This window comes from Sphingomonas sp. (assembly GCF_019635515.1).
Taxonomy (GTDB): Bacteria; Pseudomonadota; Alphaproteobacteria; order Sphingomonadales; family Sphingomonadaceae; genus Sphingomonas.
Map to the genome: position 1 here is coordinate 80,036 of NZ_JAHBZI010000001.1, position 18,514 is coordinate 98,549.

At 66.3% G+C, this 18,514-nt stretch carries 20 protein-coding genes; 4 read left to right on the plus strand and 16 right to left on the minus strand.

What is annotated here, in order from left to right:
- Positions 1-92 precede the first annotated feature (92 nt).
- The 5 genes from KF730_RS00480 to KF730_RS00500 are packed head-to-tail and all read right to left on the minus strand — an operon-like array spanning position 93 to position 4,093.
- Positions 93-1,031, minus strand: a complete 939-nt coding sequence (locus KF730_RS00480) for a hypothetical protein (protein WP_294091499.1) — start codon at positions 1,029-1,031, stop codon at positions 93-95.
- Positions 1,032-1,055: 24 nt separating this feature from the next.
- A complete protein-coding gene (locus KF730_RS00485; protein ID WP_294091501.1) occupies positions 1,056-2,519 on the minus strand; it encodes an NAD(P)(+) transhydrogenase (Re/Si-specific) subunit beta in 1,464 nt (487 codons plus the stop codon).
- Position 2,520: 1 nt separating this feature from the next.
- The gene (locus KF730_RS00490; RefSeq protein ID WP_294091502.1) at positions 2,521-2,814 is read right to left on the minus strand and encodes a proton-translocating transhydrogenase family protein; all 294 of its coding nucleotides are present in this window, start codon (positions 2,812-2,814) and stop codon (positions 2,521-2,523) included.
- Between the two features lie 24 nt (positions 2,815-2,838).
- Positions 2,839-3,960 (minus strand): NAD(P) transhydrogenase subunit alpha, encoded by a 1,122-nt coding sequence (locus KF730_RS00495; RefSeq protein ID WP_294091503.1) that lies wholly within the window; start codon positions 3,958-3,960, stop codon positions 2,839-2,841.
- A 1-nt stretch (position 3,961) separates the two neighbouring features.
- Positions 3,962-4,093, minus strand: coding sequence for an aa3-type cytochrome c oxidase subunit IV (locus KF730_RS00500; protein WP_294091505.1), 132 nt, complete (start codon positions 4,091-4,093; stop codon positions 3,962-3,964).
- Between the two features lie 158 nt (positions 4,094-4,251).
- On the opposite strand from KF730_RS00500, the gene KF730_RS00505 reads away from it, so the two are divergent.
- On the plus strand, positions 4,252-5,679 hold the full coding sequence (locus tag KF730_RS00505) for a sigma-54 dependent transcriptional regulator (protein ID WP_294091506.1): 1,428 nt from the start codon (positions 4,252-4,254) through the stop codon (positions 5,677-5,679).
- 71 nt (positions 5,680-5,750) lie between these two features.
- Positions 5,751-6,935 carry a Gfo/Idh/MocA family oxidoreductase gene (locus tag KF730_RS00510; protein ID WP_294091507.1) on the plus strand — a complete coding sequence of 395 codons (1,185 nt, stop codon included), beginning with the start codon at positions 5,751-5,753 and terminating at the stop codon, positions 6,933-6,935.
- On the opposite strand, the gene KF730_RS00515 is transcribed toward KF730_RS00510, so the two are convergent.
- From KF730_RS00515 to glmM, 10 genes are all read right to left on the minus strand, one after another.
- Positions 6,932-7,366, minus strand: a complete 435-nt coding sequence (locus KF730_RS00515) for a hypothetical protein (RefSeq protein WP_294091508.1) — start codon at positions 7,364-7,366, stop codon at positions 6,932-6,934. The genes KF730_RS00510 and KF730_RS00515 overlap by 4 nt on opposite strands.
- A gap of 58 nt (positions 7,367-7,424) precedes the next feature.
- Positions 7,425-8,210: a DUF4253 domain-containing protein gene (locus KF730_RS00520; RefSeq protein ID WP_294091509.1), complete on the minus strand. Its 786-nt coding sequence runs from the start codon at positions 8,208-8,210 to the stop codon at positions 7,425-7,427.
- Positions 8,207-9,292 (minus strand): dihydropteroate synthase, encoded by a 1,086-nt coding sequence (folP, locus tag KF730_RS00525; RefSeq protein WP_294091510.1) that lies wholly within the window; start codon positions 9,290-9,292, stop codon positions 8,207-8,209. The genes KF730_RS00520 and folP overlap by 4 nt, the downstream gene beginning before the upstream one ends.
- A gap of 100 nt (positions 9,293-9,392) precedes the next feature.
- Positions 9,393-10,520, minus strand: a complete 1,128-nt coding sequence (locus KF730_RS00530) for a site-specific DNA-methyltransferase (RefSeq protein WP_294091512.1) — start codon at positions 10,518-10,520, stop codon at positions 9,393-9,395.
- A 204-nt stretch (positions 10,521-10,724) separates the two neighbouring features.
- Complete coding sequence (locus KF730_RS00535; RefSeq protein ID WP_294091514.1) at positions 10,725-11,606, minus strand: hypothetical protein; 882 nt, start codon at positions 11,604-11,606, stop codon at positions 10,725-10,727.
- Positions 11,603-11,923 carry a hypothetical protein gene (locus tag KF730_RS00540; RefSeq protein WP_294091515.1) on the minus strand — a complete coding sequence of 107 codons (321 nt, stop codon included), beginning with the start codon at positions 11,921-11,923 and terminating at the stop codon, positions 11,603-11,605. Before KF730_RS00540 ends, KF730_RS00535 begins: the two co-directional genes overlap by 4 nt.
- Positions 11,924-12,114: 191 nt before the next feature.
- A complete protein-coding gene (locus KF730_RS00545) occupies positions 12,115-12,744 on the minus strand; it encodes a ribonuclease HII (RefSeq protein WP_294091516.1) in 630 nt (209 codons plus the stop codon).
- Complete coding sequence (gene thiD / locus KF730_RS00550) at positions 12,737-13,897, minus strand: bifunctional hydroxymethylpyrimidine kinase/phosphomethylpyrimidine kinase (RefSeq protein ID WP_294091517.1); 1,161 nt, start codon at positions 13,895-13,897, stop codon at positions 12,737-12,739. The genes KF730_RS00545 and thiD overlap by 8 nt, the downstream gene beginning before the upstream one ends.
- On the minus strand, positions 13,894-14,124 hold the full coding sequence (locus tag KF730_RS00555) for a DUF1272 domain-containing protein (RefSeq protein ID WP_294091518.1): 231 nt from the start codon (positions 14,122-14,124) through the stop codon (positions 13,894-13,896). Before KF730_RS00555 ends, thiD begins: the two co-directional genes overlap by 4 nt.
- Positions 14,124-15,467, minus strand: a complete 1,344-nt coding sequence (gene glmM, locus KF730_RS00560) for a phosphoglucosamine mutase (RefSeq protein ID WP_294091519.1) — start codon at positions 15,465-15,467, stop codon at positions 14,124-14,126. The genes KF730_RS00555 and glmM overlap by 1 nt, the downstream gene beginning before the upstream one ends.
- A gap of 70 nt (positions 15,468-15,537) precedes the next feature.
- Here glmM and KF730_RS00565 point away from each other — a divergent pair, with 70 nt between their 5' ends.
- The gene (locus tag KF730_RS00565; RefSeq protein ID WP_294091520.1) at positions 15,538-16,854 is read left to right on the plus strand and encodes a dicarboxylate/amino acid:cation symporter; all 1,317 of its coding nucleotides are present in this window, start codon (positions 15,538-15,540) and stop codon (positions 16,852-16,854) included.
- A complete protein-coding gene (locus KF730_RS00570) occupies positions 16,851-17,144 on the plus strand; it encodes a hypothetical protein (RefSeq protein WP_294091522.1) in 294 nt (97 codons plus the stop codon). Before KF730_RS00565 ends, KF730_RS00570 begins: the two co-directional genes overlap by 4 nt.
- Here KF730_RS00570 and gorA read toward each other — a convergent pair whose 3' ends face one another.
- The gene (gene gorA, locus KF730_RS00575; RefSeq protein WP_294091523.1) at positions 17,145-18,491 is read right to left on the minus strand and encodes a glutathione-disulfide reductase; all 1,347 of its coding nucleotides are present in this window, start codon (positions 18,489-18,491) and stop codon (positions 17,145-17,147) included. It abuts the gene before it with no gap.
- Positions 18,492-18,514 lie beyond the last annotated feature (23 nt).

An 18,514-nucleotide genomic window follows, 5' to 3' on the forward strand; every position in this document is an offset into this window, starting at 1 on the left:
TTCCGAAGCAGATGCCGCATTGCTCCGAAACGGCTGAGTCCGTTTGCCTCCGAATTGGAGGTGGTTTGGCGATACCCGAGGTGACGGCCTGATTATATCTCCGCTTCGGACCAGTCCTGCGTCTGGCGCTCGTCTTCGCCGCGCTCGATCAGCAGTTCGCGGGTGGCGCTGGCGATGGTGCCGCAGCCGAGCGCGAGGGCGATAATGCCGATCAGCGAATTGATCAGCATCTGCCCAACCCGCATCGCCACCGGCATCTCCACCTGACGCGCGGTGAATTCGGCAATGGCGCGCTGCATCTGCTCTTCATTGCCCTGCGCCGCCCAGATCGCCGCGATGTAATCGCCCATCATCCCCCAGACGGCGGCGCCGATCAGCAGGAACATCATCAGGAGGACGATGAAATATGCGCCGAACAGGGTCCAGAAGCGCCCCCGGGCCAGATCCCATGCCGCATCGACACTGATCTTGCGGCGATGGAAAGTCAGCGGGAAGAGCAGCGACAGGCGGACCCATAGCCAGATCCAGCCGCAGAAGCAGGCGATCATCAATATCGACGCCAGGGCCGCGCCGGCAGCCCCGCCGCCGCTCACCATGCCGATAAAGGTGACCGCGAGCATCAGCAGCAATTGCACGATGAACATCGCGATAAAGCCGACGATCACGACGATGACCGCGAGCCCGATCGTCCGCAATTCGTCCATGCCGAGCCGCAGCGAGGCGAAGCCGCTATCTTCCGGCCGCAGCACGGCCCGGAACACCGCGTTGATCTGCACCGCGAAAAGCACCAGCGTAAACGGGTAGATGAACAGCATCACCTGCCAGAAGCCGGGCGGCATCGCGCCGGGCCGCTGCGGCATGAGCGCGGCGGGATTGGTGACGATCGACACGGTGCCGGTCAGAAACCATGACATGATCATCGCCATCACGATCGCGGCGGCGAAATAGACCGCCGCCCAGATCAGGATCGCGGCGGGGCGCTCGCGAAACAGGCGGAACGCGCCGCCCAGGATCGATCCGACACTCGCCATGGCCCTGTTCCCCCCGGTTCGCGCTCAGTCGAGCGACTTGACGATCTCCTCGACCATCTTCTTGGCGTCCGCGAGCAGCATCATCGTGTTGTCCGCGTAGAAGACGTCGTTATCGACACCGGCATAGCCGACGCCGCCCATCGAGCGCTTGATAAAAAGGACCGTTTTGGCCTTGCCGACATCGAACACCGGCATGCCGTAGATCGGCGAGCTCTTGTCGGTCTTGGCGGCAGGGTTCACCACATCGTTGGCGCCGATGATGAAGGCGACATCGGTCTGGGCGAATTCGGAGTTGATGTCCTCGAGCTCGAACACCTCGTCATAGGGCACATTGGCCTCGGCGAGCAGCACGTTCATGTGCCCGGGCATGCGCCCCGCCACCGGATGGATCGCGTATTTGACGCGGACGCCATGCTCCTTGAGCTTGTCGGCCATCTCGCGCAGCACATGCTGGGCCTGCGCCACCGCCATGCCGTAACCGGGGACGATGATGACCTGCTCGGCCTGGCTCATCAGGAAGGCGGCATCCTCGGCCGAGCCGCGCTTCCACGGGCGCTGTTCCTTTGCCTCGCCGCCGGCCCCGCCAGCATCGCCGCCGAAGCCGCCGGCGATGACGCTGAGGAAGCTGCGGTTCATCGCCCGGCACATGATGTAGCTGAGGATCGCGCCCGACGAGCCGACCAGCGCGCCGGTGATGATCATCGCGCTGTTATGGAGCGTGAAGCCCATCGCGGCGGCGGCCCAGCCCGAATAGCTGTTGAGCATCGACACCACCACCGGCATGTCGGCGCCGCCGATCGGGATGATCAGCAGGAAGCCGATCGCGAAGCTGAGCGCGGTGACCGTCCAGAAGATCCAGGGCGACTGGTCCTGGGTGAAGTAGGCGATCAGGCCGAGGATCGCGGCGAGCACGCCGAGATTGAGGATATGGCGGCCGGGCAGCAGGATCGGCTTGCCGCCCATATTGCCGTTGAGCTTGAGGAAGGCGATCACCGAGCCTGAGAAGGTGATCGCGCCGATGGCGACGCCGAGGCCCATTTCGATGCGGCTGACCGGCAGGATCGCGCCGGCCGCATCGACGATGCCGAAGGCTTGCGGGTTGAGGAACGCGGCGGCGGCGACCAGTACCGCCGCCATGCCGACCAGCGAGTGGAACGCGGCGACGAGCTGCGGCATGTCGGTCATCGCGATTCTGCGCGCGGTGACGATGCCAATCACCGCGCCGATGGCGATGGCGGCAATGATCTCACCTGCCACACCGATGTCGGGCTCCCCAATCGGGCCACCGCTTAGCGACATGCCGACTTCAGCCATGGGGAAGTGCGTCGCCAGCGTCGTTACCACGGCGATGGTCATGCCGATGATGCCGAAGCGATTGCCGCGCTGGCTGCTGGTGGGCGAGGAAAGCCCGCGCAGGGCGAGGATGAAGCAGACGCCCGCGATCAGATAGGCCAGCGACGCCCAGGGATTTGCTGCGACATGTTCCATCTCAGCGCGCCTTCTTCTTGTACATCGCCAGCATCCGCGCGGTGACCGCGAAGCCGCCGAAGATGTTGACGCTGGCCATCACCACCGCGAGCAGACCGAGCCATTTCGAGATCGCGCCGCCATTGCCGAGGCCGGTGGCCGCCGAGGCGATCAGCGCGCCGACGATGATTACCGAGGAGATCGCGTTGGTCACCGCCATCAGCGGCGTGTGCAGCGCCGGCGTGACCGACCACACCACATAATAGCCGACGAAACACGCCAGCACGAAGATCGACAGGATCGAGATGAAGTCCATATTCTAGCGCCCCCTTTTGTGCGCTCAGCCGAGCAGCCTCTCGTTGACGACCTTGCCGCCCTGGGTGATCCGCACGGCGTTGCCGATCTCCTCGTCGAGGACGGGCTTGCCGGCTTCCTTGTCCCAGAAGGCCGAGAGGAAGTTGAACAGGTTGCGGGCGAACAGCGCGGACGCGTCCGAAGCGAGGCGCGAGGCGACATTCTTGTGGCCGACGATCTTGACGCCGTGCTTCTCGATGACTTCGCCGGCGACCGCGCCTTCGACATTGCCGCCCGCTTCGACCGCGAGATCGACGATGACGCTGCCCGGGCGCATGCTGGCGATCTGGGCGTCGCTGATCAGCCGGGGCGCGGGGCGGCCGGGGATCAAAGCGGTGGTGATGACGATGTCCTGCTTGGCGATGTGCGACGAGACCAGCTCGGCCTGCGCCGCCTTGTACTCGTCGGACATTTCGGTGGCGTAGCCGCCGGTGCCCTCGCCTTCGATGCCCTTCACCGCCTCGACGAAGATCGGCTTGGCACCCAGCGACAGGATCTGCTCCTTGGTCGCGGCGCGGACGTCGGTGGCGGAAACCTGCGCGCCGAGGCGCCGGGCGGTGGCTATGGCTTGCAGCCCGGCGACGCCGACGCCCATCACGAAGACCTTGGCGGCGGAGACGGTGCCCGCCGCGGTCATCATCATCGGGAAGGCACGGCCATATTCGCCCGCCGCGTCGAGCACCGCCTTGTAGCCGGCGAGGTTCGATTGCGAGGATAGGATGTCCATCGATTGCGCGCGGGTGATGCGCGGCATGAACTCCATCGCCAGCGCCTCCGCGCCCAAGGCGGCATATTCATCGACCCGGGCGCGCTCGCCGAACGGATTGAGACCCGCGACGAGCCATGCGCCTTGCTTGAGGCCCTTCAAGGATTTGGGATCGGGGCCGGCGACGCCGAGGACGATATCGGCGTCCTTCAGCGCATCGGCGCGGCTGGCGAGCGTGGCGCCGGCGGCGGCATAATCGGGATCGGCGATCGAGGCGGCATCGCCCGCGCCCTTCTCGACCGTGACGGTTGCGCCGAGCCCGATATATTTCTTGACGGTCTCGGGCGTCGCGGAAACGCGCCGCTCCCCAGCGGCGGTTTCCTTGAGGACCGCGATCTTCACGCTAGCGGGAGATCAGGAAGATCACGAGCGCGGCGACGAGCGCGCACGCCACCGTTCCCCAGGTCATCATCGCGGTGAAACCGCCCCAGGTATTCTGATGGGCCGGATAGTCCATGCCGTTATCGTCGGCCATGCGGTCTCTCTCCTGAACGCGAATGTCGCCGCGGACCTTAGCGACGCGACTCCCGCCCCTCAAGCCCATGGGGAAATTTGCGTTAGCGCACAGGCTTAAGTCCGCCTTTACCCTGCCGTTGTAACCTCAGCGACCTGAAACGGGACGATGGGGACACTATGACGCGCAACGGCCAGCGCCTCCTGATGCTGATCGACGACGAACCGGCCCAGCGCCGCCTCGTCGCCGCAATCGCCGCGCGCCGCGGATGGCGCACAATCTTCGCGGGTGACCCGGAGACGGGAATCGCGCAACTCGGCACGCCCGACGGCATGGCATTGGACGCGGTGATCTTCGATCACGCTTCGCCCGACGCCGATGCCGCGACGCTGATCGCCGAGCTGCGCGCGCGCCGTCCGCAATTGCCGATCCTGATGCTCACCGCCAACAATTCGGTCGCCACCGCCGTCAACGCGATGCGCGCCGGCGCCACCGATTTCCTGGTCAAGCCGCTGGCTTCCGAACGGCTGCTCGCCGCGCTCGACGCGGCGGTCGGCGGCAAGACCGCGGGCGAACTGCGCCCGCTCACCGAGAAACTGACCGCCAGCCTGGCGTTCGACGAGATCGTCGGTTCGGCGCCGCTGTTCCGCGCAGCGCTGGCGATCGCCGCCAAGGCGGCGCGCGCGCGCGTGCCGGTGCTGATCGAAGGCGAGAGCGGCGTCGGCAAGGCCGTCGTCGCCGAGGCGGTGCACGCCGCGTCCCCGCGCAACAAGAAGGACATGACCTGCGTCAATTGCGGCGCGATCCCAGCCAACCTCGTCGAATCCGAATTGTTCGGCCACGAGATGGGCGCGTTCACCGGCGCGTTCGAGCGCAAGATCGGGCGCTTCGTCGAAGCCGATGGCGGGACATTGTTCCTCGACGAGATCGGCGAGATGCCGCTCGAGGCGCAGGTGAAATTGCTGCGCGTACTGCAATCGGGCGAGATCCAGCCGCTGGGCGCGCGCCATCCGCGCGAAGTCGATGTCCGCGTCATCGCCGCTTCCAACAAGCCGCTCCTGGCCGAAGTCGAGGCCGGGCGCTTCCGCGAAGATCTCTATTACCGCCTCAACGTCGTCCAGGTGACGATCCCGCCGCTTCGCGAGCGCAGCGGGGATATTCCGGCGCTGGCTCGCCATCTGCTCGGCCGGATCGCCGAGCAGCCGGGGCTGCGGCCGCTGGGGATCACCGATGATGCGCTGCAGTTGCTGGGTTCCTATGACTGGCCGGGCAATGTCCGCCAGCTCCAGAACGCCCTGTTCCGCGCCGCCGTGCTTTGCGACAGCGACGGGCTGACCCGCGGCGATTTCCCGCAGATCGCCTCGCTCGCCGCCGGCCGCCCGACGGGCACCGGCTCGCAGCAGCCGGGATCGGGCAATGCCGGGGTGACGCTGTTCCGTCCTGACGGCAATCTGCGCGCATTGGACGAGATCGAGGCGGACGTGATCCGCCTGGCGATCGGCCATTATCGCGGACGCATGACCGAAGTGGCGCGCCGCCTCGGCATCGGCCGTTCGACGCTGTACCGCAAGCTTGGCGAGCTGGGGATAGACCAGAGCGCGGCCTGACAGCGCTGGCCAATGCGGCATAGCCGGCTATAACTCGGACAAGCGCTGACGCGCTGTCCGAGGAGAGGCCCATGACCCGGTTGTCCCGCCGTGAACTGATCGAACTCAGCATCGCCTCCGCCGCGATCGCCGGCTCCGCCTCCGCCGCGCCGGCGCCGTCCGCGCTGCCGAAACTGCCCGAGGACGAGAAGCTCGGCTTCGCGCTGGTCGGCCTCGGCAAGCTCGCGCTCAACCAGCTCGTGCCGGGACTCAGGAACAGCAAGGGCTGCAAGCTCGCCGCGGTGGTGACCGGCGATCCCGCCAAGGGCGCGCGGGTCGCGGCCGAGAACGGGCTCGGCGCCGACGCAGTCTACAGCTATGCCGAGTACGACCGGATCGCGCAGGATCCGCGGATCGATGTGGTCTATATCGTCCTGCCCAATTCGATGCATGCCGAATACACGATCCGTGCCTTCAAGGCGGGCAAGCATGTGCTGTGCGAGAAGCCGATGGCGACGAGCATTGCCGATTGCGAGGCGATGATCGCGGCGGCGAAGCAGGCCAAGCGCCAGCTGATGATCGCCTATCGCTGCCATTACGAGCCGCACAATCTCGAGGCGATGCGCCGGGTGCGATCCGGCAGATACGGCAAGCCGCGGCTGGTCGTCACCGAGATGGGGCGGCAATCATCGCTCAGCGACCCGAGCGATGTCTGGCGGCTCGACAGGAAGATGTCGGGCGGCGGGGCGCTGACCGACATGGGCATCTATGGGATCAACGGCACGCGCTACCTGCTGAACGAGGAGCCGACCGAAGTCCGCGCCTGGGCGCATACCGACAAGAGCGATCCGCGCTTCAGGGATGTGGAGGACCTGATCTCCTGGCAGTTCAAATTCCCGTCGGGCGCGCTGGCGCACGGATCGACCAGCTTCTCCTATGGCGGCTGCATGAAATATGACGTGTTCTGCGAGAATGCCCGCATCCGATCGGATCCCGGCGCCTATTATGGCGGGATCAAGCTCGATATCTTCAGCCATCCCGATCAGGGCGAAGTGAAGCTTCCCGACATCGACCAGTTCGCCCGCGAGATGGACTGGATGGCCGATGTCGTGCGCGGCAAGGTGCCGATGGTCTCGACCGGCGAGGAAGGGCTGCAGGACGTGCGGCTGATGGAGGCGATCTTCGAATCGATCCGGCGGGGCGGGGCGACGGTGCGGACCGACTGGGGCTATAGGCGCGCCGTCGACCCCGCCGCTATGGTCGATGTTCCCGCCTAGCGCGCCAGCATCAATCTGGCCGAGGCGATGTGCCAGCGGCTGTCGCGCGGATTGGCGCTGACGCCCTCGATGACACGGCGGAGGCGATAATAGCCGGTGAAATGCTGGCGCTTGCCGTTCTTGAGGGTCGCCCAGACATTGACCGGCACGTCGATCCAGCGCTGGCTCATCCCGGCGTCGCCATTGCGGGGAGTACCGGTGGTGACGCGGGTATGCGCGGTGGCGGCGAAGCCGTTGCGGAAATTGGCGTAGCTCTTGCCGCTGGCGCGGCCGTCGCCATCCCATAATTGATAGGCGCCGCGGAAATTGCCGCGGTCGATCGCGGCGTAATAGGTCTGGATGACTCCGCTGGCGGCTTCAGGGCTGCCAATGCCCTGGGCGAGCGCCGGCAAAGGCGCGGCGAGCAGGGCGATGAGAAGGGGCAGGTGCATTGAAATTCTCCTTTGCGCGATCAACCGCGCTCGCGGCGCGGCGTTCCCGGCCCGGCGATCAGTCCCACCAGAAATACCACCATTCGCTGACCATCAGGCTGGCGGCGAGCGCGGCGACCGAGCCGACGCCCTGATCGACGATGTCGAGGCAATAATAGGTCTGCTCTTCGGCGAGCGCGAGTGCATCGGCGCGGGTGGCGGGGCGGCGGGCGACGCGGAGATTGAGCACGTCGTTGCTGATCCCGATCAGCTCGGCGCCGTATCGCTCGTGCCAGCGCCGCAGCACCGCGACATGGACCTCCTGAGCGGGGCATTCGTTCCAGCCGCCCCATTTGAGATAGGCAGGAGCCTCGAAGCCGTTCCGCATCGGCAAGACGAGGATATGGACACGGGCGAGCGGCTTGCCGGTCAGTACATCGCTGGCGACGGTCAGGCCCGGCTCAAGCGGCGCCTGCGCCGGCCATTCGCCATGCGCGAGCGGCGGCATCGGGTCTTCGGGCGTGCCCTGATCGGCATAGGCTCGGCGCAGCGCGTCGGGGAGGCGGACATCGGTGGAGGCGCGGACGATCGCGGCGGGATCGCGCGGCTCGCCGTCCTCGACGAACCCGCTTTCGGCGAACTGTTCGGCGACGAAGCGCAGCGCCTCGTCATCGCCGATGATTACCGGCCAGCCTTGTCCCTCGGCGCGCAGTCGCGTCCAGGTGGCGAGCGCGTCCCTCCCGCGCGTCTCGATGCGGGGATAGGGGATTTTCGACCAGTCGGGTGCCGCTTGGGCGGTCGCCTTGCCGGTGAGGCTGGCGGTGGCGCCCAGCCCGAACAGGCGCAGTAGCTGGCGACGGATCATCGGGCGATCAGCGCCGCGTCGCGCAGGCCCCGCCAGACGCGGAGCGCCTGAACCGTTTCGGGAACGTCGTGGACGCGAAGGATCTGTGCGCCGAGATCGGCACCCTTGAGGGCGAGGGCGACGCTGCCGCCCAGCCGGGCGTCGGCGGGAGCCTCATGCGAAAGCGCGCCGATCATCCGCTTGCGGCTGGCGCCGAGGACGAGGGGGCAACCGATGCCGTGGAACAGGGCAAGGCCGTTCAGCAGCGCGAGATTGTCTGCAAGCGATTTGCCGAAGCCGATGCCCGGATCGATCAGGATCTTCGTGCGATCGACACCTGCGGCGGCGACCGCATCGACGCGGGCTTCGAGCCAGTCATAGACGTCGAGCAGGACGTCCCGATAGCCGCCATCGCCGTGCGGCCCCCTGGCGGGATCGGGCGAGTGCATCAGCACCACCGGACAGGCTGCATTGACCACCACTTCGAGCGCGCGCTCGTCATAGAGCAAGGCGGCGACATCGTTGACGAGATGGGCGCCGGCGGCGAGCGCGGCTTCCATCACCGCGGCGCGGCGGGTGTCGATCGAGACGGCGGCGCCGCTGCGGGCGAGACGCTCGATCGCGGGCACGGTCCGGGCGATCTCGTCGCCTTCCCAGACATCGGCGGCACCCGGGCGAGTCGATTCGCCGCCGACATCGATGATCGCCGCGCCGGCGACGGCCATATCGGTGCCGGTCTGCGCGGCGCCGGCTGGATCGGCGATGTGCTTGCCGCCGTCGGAGAAGCTGTCCGGGGTGACGTTGAGAATGCCCATCACCTGTGGCTGATCGAGCCGGATGGTGCGCTCGCCGAGTTGCAGCGGGGGGCGAGGCGCGGAGATGCGCGCGGCGATGGCCTGGACGCGCGGATCGTCGGGCAGACCGGCGACGGGGAAGGTCTGCTGGAGAACGCGCTTGCCGCCTTCGCTGGCGATCAGCTCATAGCCGGCGAACCAGCTCAGCCCGCCGGCCAGCCGCGCGACCTCACCGTCGCGGTTCACCGGCGTGTCGGCGAACTGGACGGGGCGGAGGTAGAGCTTGGGGCTGGGTGGGAGATCGATCATGCGCACGCCTTATCAGTGCTCCTGCGAAAGCAGGAGCCCAGAGTCGCAGGCGCTACGCTTGGAACCTTCGACTCCTGCTTTCGCAGGAGTACGAGAGAAGTCAGGGCTGCGTCGCCAGCAAATAGGTCTGGCGGATCGTGTCGATCGGCTTGAGGCCGTCGGCGGCCTCGTAATGCCAATAGGTCCAGCCATTGCACGACGGCGCGTTCTGGATCGCGGCGCCGACCTTGTGAATCGAGCCGGTGGCGTCGCCGCATTTGAGCGAGCCGTCGGCGCCGACCACGGCGCGGTGCTTGCGCCTGGCGTCGGTCAACACGGTGCCGGGATTGAGATAGCCGTTCTCGACCAGCTGGCCGAAAGCGACGCGCGGCGCGGCCTTGGGGGCCTGCATCGTCGTCAGCGCCGATTCGTCGAGCGGCAAGGCGGCGTCGATGCGTTCCTGTGCGGCGGCGACATATTGGCCCTCGCGCTCGATACCGATCCAGCGGCGGCCGAGGCGCTTGGCGACGGCGCCGGTGGTGCCGGTGCCGAAGAACGGGTCGAGGACCACGTCGCCCTTCTTGGTGCTGGCGAGCAGAATCCGGTAGAGCAACGCCTCGGGCTTCTGGGTCGGATGGACCTTGTGGCCGTCCTTCTTGAGCCGTTCGGGGCCGCCGCAGATCGGGAATTCCCAGTCGCTGCGCATCTGCAATTCGTCGTTGAGGGTCTTCATCGAGCGATAGTTGAAGGTGTATTTGGCCTTCTCGCCGGTGCTCGCCCAGATCAGGGTTTCATGGGCGTTGGTGAAGCGCGTGCCCTTGAAATTGGGCATCGGATTGGCCTTGCGCCAGATGATGTCGTTGAGGATCCAGAAATCCAAATCCTGGATCGCCGAGCCGACCTTGAAGATGTTGTGATAGCTGCCGATCACCCAGATCGTGCCGTCGTCCCTGAGGATGCGGCGGGCTTCGGTCAGCCATTCGCGGGTGAACTGGTCATAGGCCTTGAGCGAATCGAACTTGTCCCATTCGTCGGTGACGGCGTCGACATGGCTGCCATCGGGGCGGTTGAGGTCGCCGCCAAGCTGGAGGTTGTAGGGCGGATCGGCGAAGATGCAGTCGACCGATTTGGCCGGCAACGCGCGCATCGCGGCGATGCAATCCTGCTGGATGATGGTGTCGAGCGGCAGCGTGTCTACCCATGCGCGCGACGTGGCCGCGCGAATCCTGCCCTTTTCAAGAACCCCCATTAACCCTCTTCCCTTGCCCGGACGGCCGGTTTCGGTGCTGAAACGGTCTCTCGTCAAGCGAACATTGGTTAACGAAAAAGCCTGCGATTCCGTTAACTTGTGGAACGTCGGGGGAACTTATCCACAGGTTGGGGCGGAAACTTATCCACAGGCACTAGGGATGGTGTGTGGCGGAAAAGACTCAGCGACTGATCCGCGACACCATCATTGCAGCTTGCCGATCCAATTCTGCGCGCGCTTGCCCACCATGGTCGGCAGCAACAGTTCGCTTATGCCGCAAAACAGTCCGAGTAGCAGCGCCAGCGCCGGATCTTGTGCGAAGCCGGTCAGCCCCTTGCCGCCAACCTCAGCGTTGACGAATCCCTTCGCCAGAAGCAGGCCGAGGATGGTCGTCAGCAGCCCCGCGAATATCAGGCGCGTTAGCGGAAGCAGGCGGTCCGTATCGGTGGCGATCAGGTCACGCAGTGTGAAGGTCGTCGTCCTGATCGCATAGGACAACCAGACGCCGCCCAGGCATCCGACCCACAGCATCATGAAGCACTGTGCGGTAAGCGGATCGACATGGATGGCCGTGAACACCGCCGATGTGCCGGCCACGAGCGCGATCGCAAGATAGGAGAGCAGGAAGAGGGCCGAAAGCGCCAGGGCGCGCTGGCCGAGATGCATGAGCCGCTGGTTCTTGATGCGCGTGCCTTCGGCATCGATCAGATCGGCGGCGACGCGATCGAGTGCCGCCTTGGCGACCTCGGGCATCGCGTTGTTTTCCAAACCCATCTGCGCGATCAGAAACAGCCGCGTATAATAGGGGCGAAACATCGGCAGCTGTGTGCCGTTTTCGGCGAGGTACAGCGTTCGCACGACGGCCAGCGCGTCGTCGATCGCCGTCTGGAGATCGCGCTGATCCCTGGGCGGCGGACCGGCCGGAATGCCGAAATAGATATCGACCGCTTCCCGCGCCGAGGGATCGGGTGGCTCCTTATCGATGGTCTCGGCCTTGACGAGATTGCCATTGGCGTCGGCCGGCCAGACCCTGTACCCGCCGACAGGCGGCACGACAGGCGGCACGACAGGCTGCGTGTCGGTCATCGGTCCGCTGATCCCTTTGGCCATTTTCCGATGATGCCGGCAGCCATGCTGACTTGGCCGGCCAGGCCGGTCAGTTGCAGGGCGATGTCCACTTCGCCCGCCTTGGCCAGCTCAGCACCGGCAACGGCAAGTTGATCGGCCTGGATCTTCAGTTCCGGCGCGCTCGGCAGATGTTCGATGTCGGGAGGCCATTTGCCGACGACTTCATTGAGAAGCGCATCATGCCTCAAATCGTCGATAAATGCCGGGTCTATCCCGTTCTCGGCAAGTTTGTTCGAAGCCTCTTCCAGGATTCTGGCTAAATCTTTCGAGTTCATACGAAGCGATCCCGGCAAATTGCTGATCGGATTTACACAACCGCACGCAACGCGCCGTTCGATTCGACTTCGGAAAGGCAGCTACAGGCTAGATTGAGGTCCGCAGGAGTCCATCGGTTTTGCGTTCGATTTGGTCTCTATTTGCGGAGGGAATCGAAATTCAGATTGTCAACGATCGACAGCCAAATAGTTCACTCGGCTGCGATCGACCGTCCAAAATCGAAATGCGCCTGCGCGACCGGGGCGAAGCTCTTGCGGTGGTGCGGCGTGGGGCCGAGGGTGCGGAGCGCCTCCTGGTGGACCTTGGCGGCATAGCCCTTGTTGCTGGCCCAGCCATAGCCGGGGTGAAGCGCGTCGAGTTCGGCCATCATGCAGTCGCGGCGGTGCTTGGCGACGATCGAGGCGGCGGCGATCGAGAGACAGAGCGCGTCGCCGCCGATCACCCATTGGCTGGTGTGCGGCCATCTGGGGCAGCGATTGCCGTCGACCAGCACCATTGCCGGAACGAAGCCCAGCGCATCGACCGCGCGGTGCATCGCCAGCATCGTCGCCCAGAGGATGTTGAGCGAATCGATCTCCTCGACCGTCGCGATGCCCAGGCCGACCCTGGCGCAGGCGAGCAGCTCGGCGCAGAGGCGTTCGCGCTTGCCGGCGGTGAGGGCCTTGGAATCGTCGATCCCCTCCGGGATGCATTTGGGGTCGAGCACGACTGCCGCGGCGACCACCGGACCCGCCAAGGGCCCGCGCCCGGCTTCGTCCACGCCGGCGACGGGTCCACCATGCGAGCGCTGGTATTTCCGTTCGAATTTCAGGTCAGGCATCGCCTAGCCGCCATGGCGGAAAGCGGCGCATTTCGCCAGCCTGATAGAGGCAGATCGGGTTGCCGGCGGGATCGCGCAGCCGCGCCTCGCGCCAGCCCCAGCTTTCGTCGCGGGGTTCGGATTCGAACCTGAAGCCCTGTTGCTGGAGATAGGCGACGGTGACGTCGAGATCGCCGCATTCGAAGAACACAACCGGGCCGCGCGCCGTCTCGTCGCGCGCCTCGATCGAGAAGGTCGCGCCGCCTTCGGTTTCGAAGCGGGCATAGCGTGGGCTCGCGCGGACGATCTGGCGCAGGCCCAGCAGCCGGTAGAATTTCTCGCTCGCGGCGATGTCGTCGGCGGGGACCGTCACCTGGTTCAGCATCGGCTCGAAGAAGCTCATATTGGTGTCGAGCCGCACCGACTGATGCCCCATCGGGCCGTGACCGCGACCCAATCCGGGCGCCTCGCGCATGGCGATGCGGACGAAGCGGCGGGCGCGGCGAACCGCCTCGGGCAAGTCCCATTCGGCGGCGAGCCCGCAGGCGATCGCCGAGGACAAGGTGCAGCCGGTGCCGTGACTGTTGGTGCTGTCGATCCGCGGATTGGTCCAGTCGATCTCGGGCGGGTCCTCTGGATCCGACGAATAGAGCCGGTCGGTGACCTGCTCGCCGCCGGCATGCCCACCCTTGACCAGCACCGCGCAGCCATGCGCCTTGACCAGTGCCCTGGCATCACCGCCGAGAGCGGCCAGTTCGGGCAGGTTCGGGGTGACGACGGTGGCGACCCGCATCAGCCGCTCGAAGGCGGCGATGGTCGCCTCGTCGGCAAGCGCGGCGCCCGAGCTCGCGACCATCACCGGATCGAACACCACCGGCACACCAGGCAGTTCGGCGAGCTTCTCCGCGACGGCGAGGGCGGTTCGTGCCGAGCCGATCATGCCGATCTTGACCGCGTCGACGCCGAGATCGCGAACTACCGCGTCGATCTGGTCGACGACCATCCTGGTGGGGATCGGATGGACGCCGTCTACGCCCAACGTATTCTGCGCGGTGATCGCGGTGATCGCGGTCATGGCGTGGCCGCCGAGCATGGTGACGGTCTTGATATCGGCCTGGATGCCGGCGCCGCCGCCGGAGTCCGAGCCGGCGATGATGAGGATTCGCGGAGTCACGCGTCGCCCTTGAAGCGCGCTTCGGTCGAGGCCGGATAGCGCGCCAGCGTCGCGCCGACGCGGGTCGGCCGGTCCATCAGTTCGCCGCCGCAATTGGGGCAGCGCTCATCGAGGGCATCGGCGCATACCGCGCACCAGGTGCATTCCATCGAGCAGATGAACGCGCCGGGCTGGTCGGCGCGAAGCGCGGTGCCGCAGCGTTCGCAATCGGGGCGCATTTCCAGCATCAGGCGGCGGCCTCGCGCACGGCGTCGCAGACGCGATCGACGACGGTTTCGACATGGCCCGGCTCGTCGCCCTCGGCCATCACCCGGATCACCGGCTCGGTGCCCGAGGCGCGGATCAGCAGGCGGCCGCCGCGACCTTCGAGCTCGGCCTCGGCGGCGGCGATGGCCGCCTTGAGCGCGGCGTCTTCCAGCGGCTTGCCGCCCTTGAAGCGGACATTCTTGAGGACCTGCGGCAGCGGATCGAAGCGGTGGAGGACTTCGCTGGCCGGCGCCCCGGCGCGGACGATCTCGGCGAGCACCTGCAGCGCGGCGACGAGGCCGTCACCAGTCGTGGCATAGTCCGAAAGGATGATGTGTCCCGATTGCTCGCCGCCGACATTATAGCCCGAGGCGCGCATCTTCTCGAGAACATAGCGGTCGCCGACCGCCGTGCGGACCATGCCGAGGCCCTGCGCGGCGAGATGGCGCTCCAGACCGAGGTTCGACATCACCGTCGTGACCAGCCCGCCGCCGGCGAGCTTGCCCTGCCGCGCCCAGCCGCCGGCGATCGTCGCCATCAGCTGGTCGCCGTCGATGACCTTGCCATTCTCATCGACGAGGATCAGCCGGTCGGCATCGCCATCAAGGGCGATGCCGAGATGCGCACCGCTGGCGACGACGGTCTCGCACAGGGTCGTCGGCGCGGTCGATCCGACGCCGTCATTGATGTTCTTGCCGTTGGGGGTGACGCCGATCGCGACGACTTCGGCGCCCAGCTCCCACAGTGCCGACGGGGCGACCTGATAGGCGGCGCCATTGGCGCAATCGACGACGATCTTGAGCCCGTCGAGGGTCAGATCCTCGGGGAAGGTCATCTTGGCGGCGTGGATATAGCGGCCGCGGGCATCCTCGACGCGGCGGGCGCGGCCGATCTGCTCGGGCGCGGCCAGCGGGACATCGCCGTCGATCATCGCTTCGATCGCCAGCTCATCCGCATCGGAGAGCTTGTAGCCATCGGGGCCGAACAATTTGATGCCGTTGTCGCGGTATGGATTGTGGCTGGCCGAGATCATCACGCCCATATCGGCGCGCATCGACTGGGTGAGCATCGCCACCGCCGGGGTCGGCATTGGGCCGACCAGCACCACGTCCATGCCGACCGAAGTGAACCCCGCGACCATCGCGTTTTCGAGCATATAGCCCGACAGACGGGTATCCTTGCCGATGACGACGCGGTGCTTGTGCTCGCCGCGCAGAAAGTGGGCGCCGGCGGCCATGCCGACCTTCATCGCCATCGCCGCGGTCATCGGGTGGGCGTTGGTCGCGCCCCGGATTCCGTCGGTGCCGAAATATTTTCTTGCCATTACCGAGCTCTCGCGGCCTTGTTGGGATCAATGCGGCGAGCAATAGCGCCGCGAACCGAAAAGGGCGAGCATGTCGCTGATCTTCCAATCCCTGAAATTCCTGCTTGGCGATCCGAACAAGCCACAGGCGATGCGTATCCTTTTCGCCCTGGTCGCGGGGCTCATCGTCGGGGCGCTGTTCGCCGGTTATGCGCCGCAGCAAGGTCTGGCCGTCGCCGACTATGTCCAGCCGCTCGGGCAGGCCTGGCTCAACGGATTGCAGATGACGATCGTGCCGCTGGTGGTGGCGCTGCTGATCACCGGCGTGACCGCGACCGCCGAGGCGGCGCAGGCCGGGCGGCTCGCGGGGCGGGCGATCCTGCTCTACGTGGTGGTGCTGGCGCTGTCGGCGGCGGCGGCTGCGATCCTGACGCCGCTGTTCCTCCAGCTCTGGCCGCTACCGCAGGAATCGGCGGCGAGCCTGCGCGCGGCGCTGGCCGGGGCCGAGCAGGTCGGCGAGGTGCCTCCGCTCGGCGAGTTCCTCGCGGCGATCATCCCGTCAAACATCGTCAAGGCGGCGGTGGACAACGCCTTCCTGTCGCTGATCATCTTCTCGCTGATCTTCGCCTTCGCGATCACCCGTGTGATCGCCGAGGCCGGCAAATTGCTCGTCAATTTCTTCGCGGCGATCCGCGACGTGATGCTGGTGGTGATCAACTGGGTGCTGTGGATCGGCCCGATCGGCGTCGGCGCGCTGGCGCTGGTGGTCGGGGCCAAGGCCGGGACGGGCGCGTTCGGCGCGCTGCTCCATTATATCGTGACGGTGTCGGCGGTCGGCTTTGTCGTCGCCCTGTTCGCCTATCCGGTCGCGATCTTCGGCGGGCGGCTGAAGTTCGGGCGCTATGCGCGCGCGGCCCTGCCCAGCCAAGCGGTGGCACTCAGCACGCAAAGCTCGCTGGCGACGCTGCCGGTGATGATCGAGGGCGCGAGCAAGCTGGGCGTGCCGGTCGCGGTCTCGGGCGTGACGCTGCCGCTGGCGGTGGCGATCTTCCGCGCGACCGGCCCGGCGATGAACTTCGCGGTGGCGATCTATGTCGCCTCATGGTTCGGCGTGCCGCTCAGCGTGCCGACGCTGATCGTCGGCACCGTCGTCGCGACGCTGACCTCGCTCGGCTCGGTCAGCCTGCCGGGTACGGTCAGCTATGTCAGCGCGATCGCGCCGGTCTCCTCGGCGATCGGCGCGCCGATCGCGCCGCTCGGGCTGCTGGTGGCGGTCGAGACGATCCCCGACATCATGCGCACCGTCGGCAACGTCACCTGGGATCTGGCGACCAGCACCTGGCTGTCGCGCCACACCCGCAACGTGCCGCTCGACGAGGCGGATGCGATGCTGCGCGAGGAGGCATGAGGACGGTATTGCCCCTGGCCTTGCTGCTGGCCGCGTGCGGGCAGGGGCCGGGCAAGGAGCCGCCCGGCAACCAGCCTGCTGAGGTCAACGCGCTCGCTGCCGAAGTCGATCAGATGGAAGGCGATATCCGGCTTCGCCAGCTCGAAAAGCGCATGGACGCGCTCGAGATGCGGATGGGCAATGTGACGCTGCGCGACGCCGATATCGACGCCCTCGAAACGCGTGTCCGCGCGGTGGAGGCGGCGGAAGCGGGCCAGCGGCTGAAGGCGAATCCGACGCCCGCACCCTAGCTATTTCATCAGCACCAGTTCCTCGGCCATCGACGGGTGCAGTGCGACGGTCTGGTCGAACTGGTCCTTGGTGAGTCCGGCCTTGACCGCGATCGCCGCCGCCTGGAGGATTTCGGGGGCGTCGGGGCCGATCAGATGCAGCCCGACGACGCGGCCGGTCGCGGCGTCGCAGACCATCTTGTAGAGCGCGCGCTCGTTGCGGTTGGCGAGCACATTCTTCATCGCCCGGAAATCCGAGGTGTAGACCGAAACCGAGCCGAGCTTGTTGCGCGCCTGGCTCTCGGTCATGCCGACCCCGGCCATCGGCGGATGGCTGAACACGGCGCTGGGGATGCAGTCATAATCGACCCGGTGCGGCTTGTTGCCGAAGATCGTGTCGGCGAACGCCTGGCCCTCGCGGATGGCGACTGGGGTCAGCTGGACGCGATTGGTGACGTCGCCGACCGCATAGATCGAGTCGACCGAGGATTTGTTGTCGGCATCGACCTTGACCGCGCCCTTGTCGTCGAGCTCGACGCCGACGTCGGCGAGGCCCAGCCCCATCGTGTTGGGCACGCGGCCGGTGGCGAACAGCACGCAATCGACTTCGACCGGATCATGGCCCGAGGTCTTGACCCTGAGACAGCCGCTGTCGAGCTTCTCGATGCTCTCGAATTCCGAATTGAAACGGAATTCGATGCCCTTGGTCAGCGAGATCTGGAGCAGGCGGTCGCGGATCGCCTCCTCATAGCCCCGAAGAATCACGTCCGAGCGGTTGATCAGGGTCACCTTGGTGCCGAATTCGTTGAAGATTCCGGCGAACTCGTTGGCGATATAGCCGGCGCCGGCGATCATGATCCGGCGGGGCAGCGCTTCGAGGTGGAAGACCTCGTTCGACGTGATGCCATGCTCGCTGCCGGGGAATTCGGGCGAATGCGGGTGCGCGCCGGTGGCGATGAGGATGTACTTCGCGCTGATCTTCCTGCCGCTGGCGAGCGTGACTTCGTTGGCGCCCGAGACCGTGGCGCGCTCGAGGATGACGTCGACATTGTTGTTGGCGAGCGTCTGGCCATAGAGGCCGTTGAGGCGATCGACTTCGCCGAGAACGTTGTCGCGCAGCGTCGCCCAGTCGAAATCGCAATCGGGAACCTGCCAGCCAAAGCGCTTGGCGTCCTTCAGATCCTCGGCGAAATGCGCACCATAGACGAGCAGCTTCTTGGGGACGCAGCCGCGGATCACGCAGGTGCCGCCGACGCGGAACTCCTCGGCGACCGCCACCTTCGCGCCATGCGCCGAAGCGATCCGCGACGCGCGCACCCCGCCCGAGCCGGCGCCAATGACGAAGAGGTCATAATCGTAATCGGCCATCGGGAACGTCCTTGGAATGTGAC

What these genes read in the sequence shown, in the direction of transcription:
- KF730_RS00480 (WP_294091499.1), bottom strand. Translation starts at nt 1,031, where the DNA reads ATGGCGAGTGTCGGATCGATCCTGGGCGGCGCGTTCCGCCTGTTTCGC.
- KF730_RS00485 (WP_294091501.1), bottom strand. Translation starts at nt 2,519, where the DNA reads ATGGAACATGTCGCAGCAAATCCCTGGGCGTCGCTGGCCTATCTGATC.
- KF730_RS00490 (WP_294091502.1), bottom strand. Translation starts at nt 2,814, where the DNA reads ATGGACTTCATCTCGATCCTGTCGATCTTCGTGCTGGCGTGTTTCGTC.
- KF730_RS00500 (WP_294091505.1), bottom strand. Translation starts at nt 4,093, where the DNA reads ATGGCCGACGATAACGGCATGGACTATCCGGCCCATCAGAATACCTGG.
- KF730_RS00505 (WP_294091506.1), top strand. Translation starts at nt 4,252, where the DNA reads ATGACGCGCAACGGCCAGCGCCTCCTGATGCTGATCGACGACGAACCG.
- KF730_RS00510 (WP_294091507.1), top strand. Translation starts at nt 5,751, where the DNA reads ATGACCCGGTTGTCCCGCCGTGAACTGATCGAACTCAGCATCGCCTCC.
- KF730_RS00515 (WP_294091508.1), bottom strand. Translation starts at nt 7,366, where the DNA reads ATGCACCTGCCCCTTCTCATCGCCCTGCTCGCCGCGCCTTTGCCGGCG.
- KF730_RS00520 (WP_294091509.1), bottom strand. Translation starts at nt 8,210, where the DNA reads ATGATCCGTCGCCAGCTACTGCGCCTGTTCGGGCTGGGCGCCACCGCC.
- folP (WP_294091510.1), bottom strand. Translation starts at nt 9,292, where the DNA reads ATGATCGATCTCCCACCCAGCCCCAAGCTCTACCTCCGCCCCGTCCAG.
- KF730_RS00530 (WP_294091512.1), bottom strand. Translation starts at nt 10,520, where the DNA reads ATGGGGGTTCTTGAAAAGGGCAGGATTCGCGCGGCCACGTCGCGCGCA.
- KF730_RS00535 (WP_294091514.1), bottom strand. Translation starts at nt 11,606, where the DNA reads ATGACCGACACGCAGCCTGTCGTGCCGCCTGTCGTGCCGCCTGTCGGC.
- KF730_RS00540 (WP_294091515.1), bottom strand. Translation starts at nt 11,923, where the DNA reads ATGAACTCGAAAGATTTAGCCAGAATCCTGGAAGAGGCTTCGAACAAA.
- KF730_RS00545 (WP_294091516.1), bottom strand. Translation starts at nt 12,744, where the DNA reads ATGCCTGACCTGAAATTCGAACGGAAATACCAGCGCTCGCATGGTGGA.
- KF730_RS00555 (WP_294091518.1), bottom strand. Translation starts at nt 14,124, where the DNA reads ATGCTGGAAATGCGCCCCGATTGCGAACGCTGCGGCACCGCGCTTCGC.
- glmM (WP_294091519.1), bottom strand. Translation starts at nt 15,467, where the DNA reads ATGGCAAGAAAATATTTCGGCACCGACGGAATCCGGGGCGCGACCAAC.
- KF730_RS00565 (WP_294091520.1), top strand. Translation starts at nt 15,538, where the DNA reads ATGTCGCTGATCTTCCAATCCCTGAAATTCCTGCTTGGCGATCCGAAC.
- KF730_RS00570 (WP_294091522.1), top strand. Translation starts at nt 16,851, where the DNA reads ATGAGGACGGTATTGCCCCTGGCCTTGCTGCTGGCCGCGTGCGGGCAG.
- gorA (WP_294091523.1), bottom strand. Translation starts at nt 18,491, where the DNA reads ATGGCCGATTACGATTATGACCTCTTCGTCATTGGCGCCGGCTCGGGC.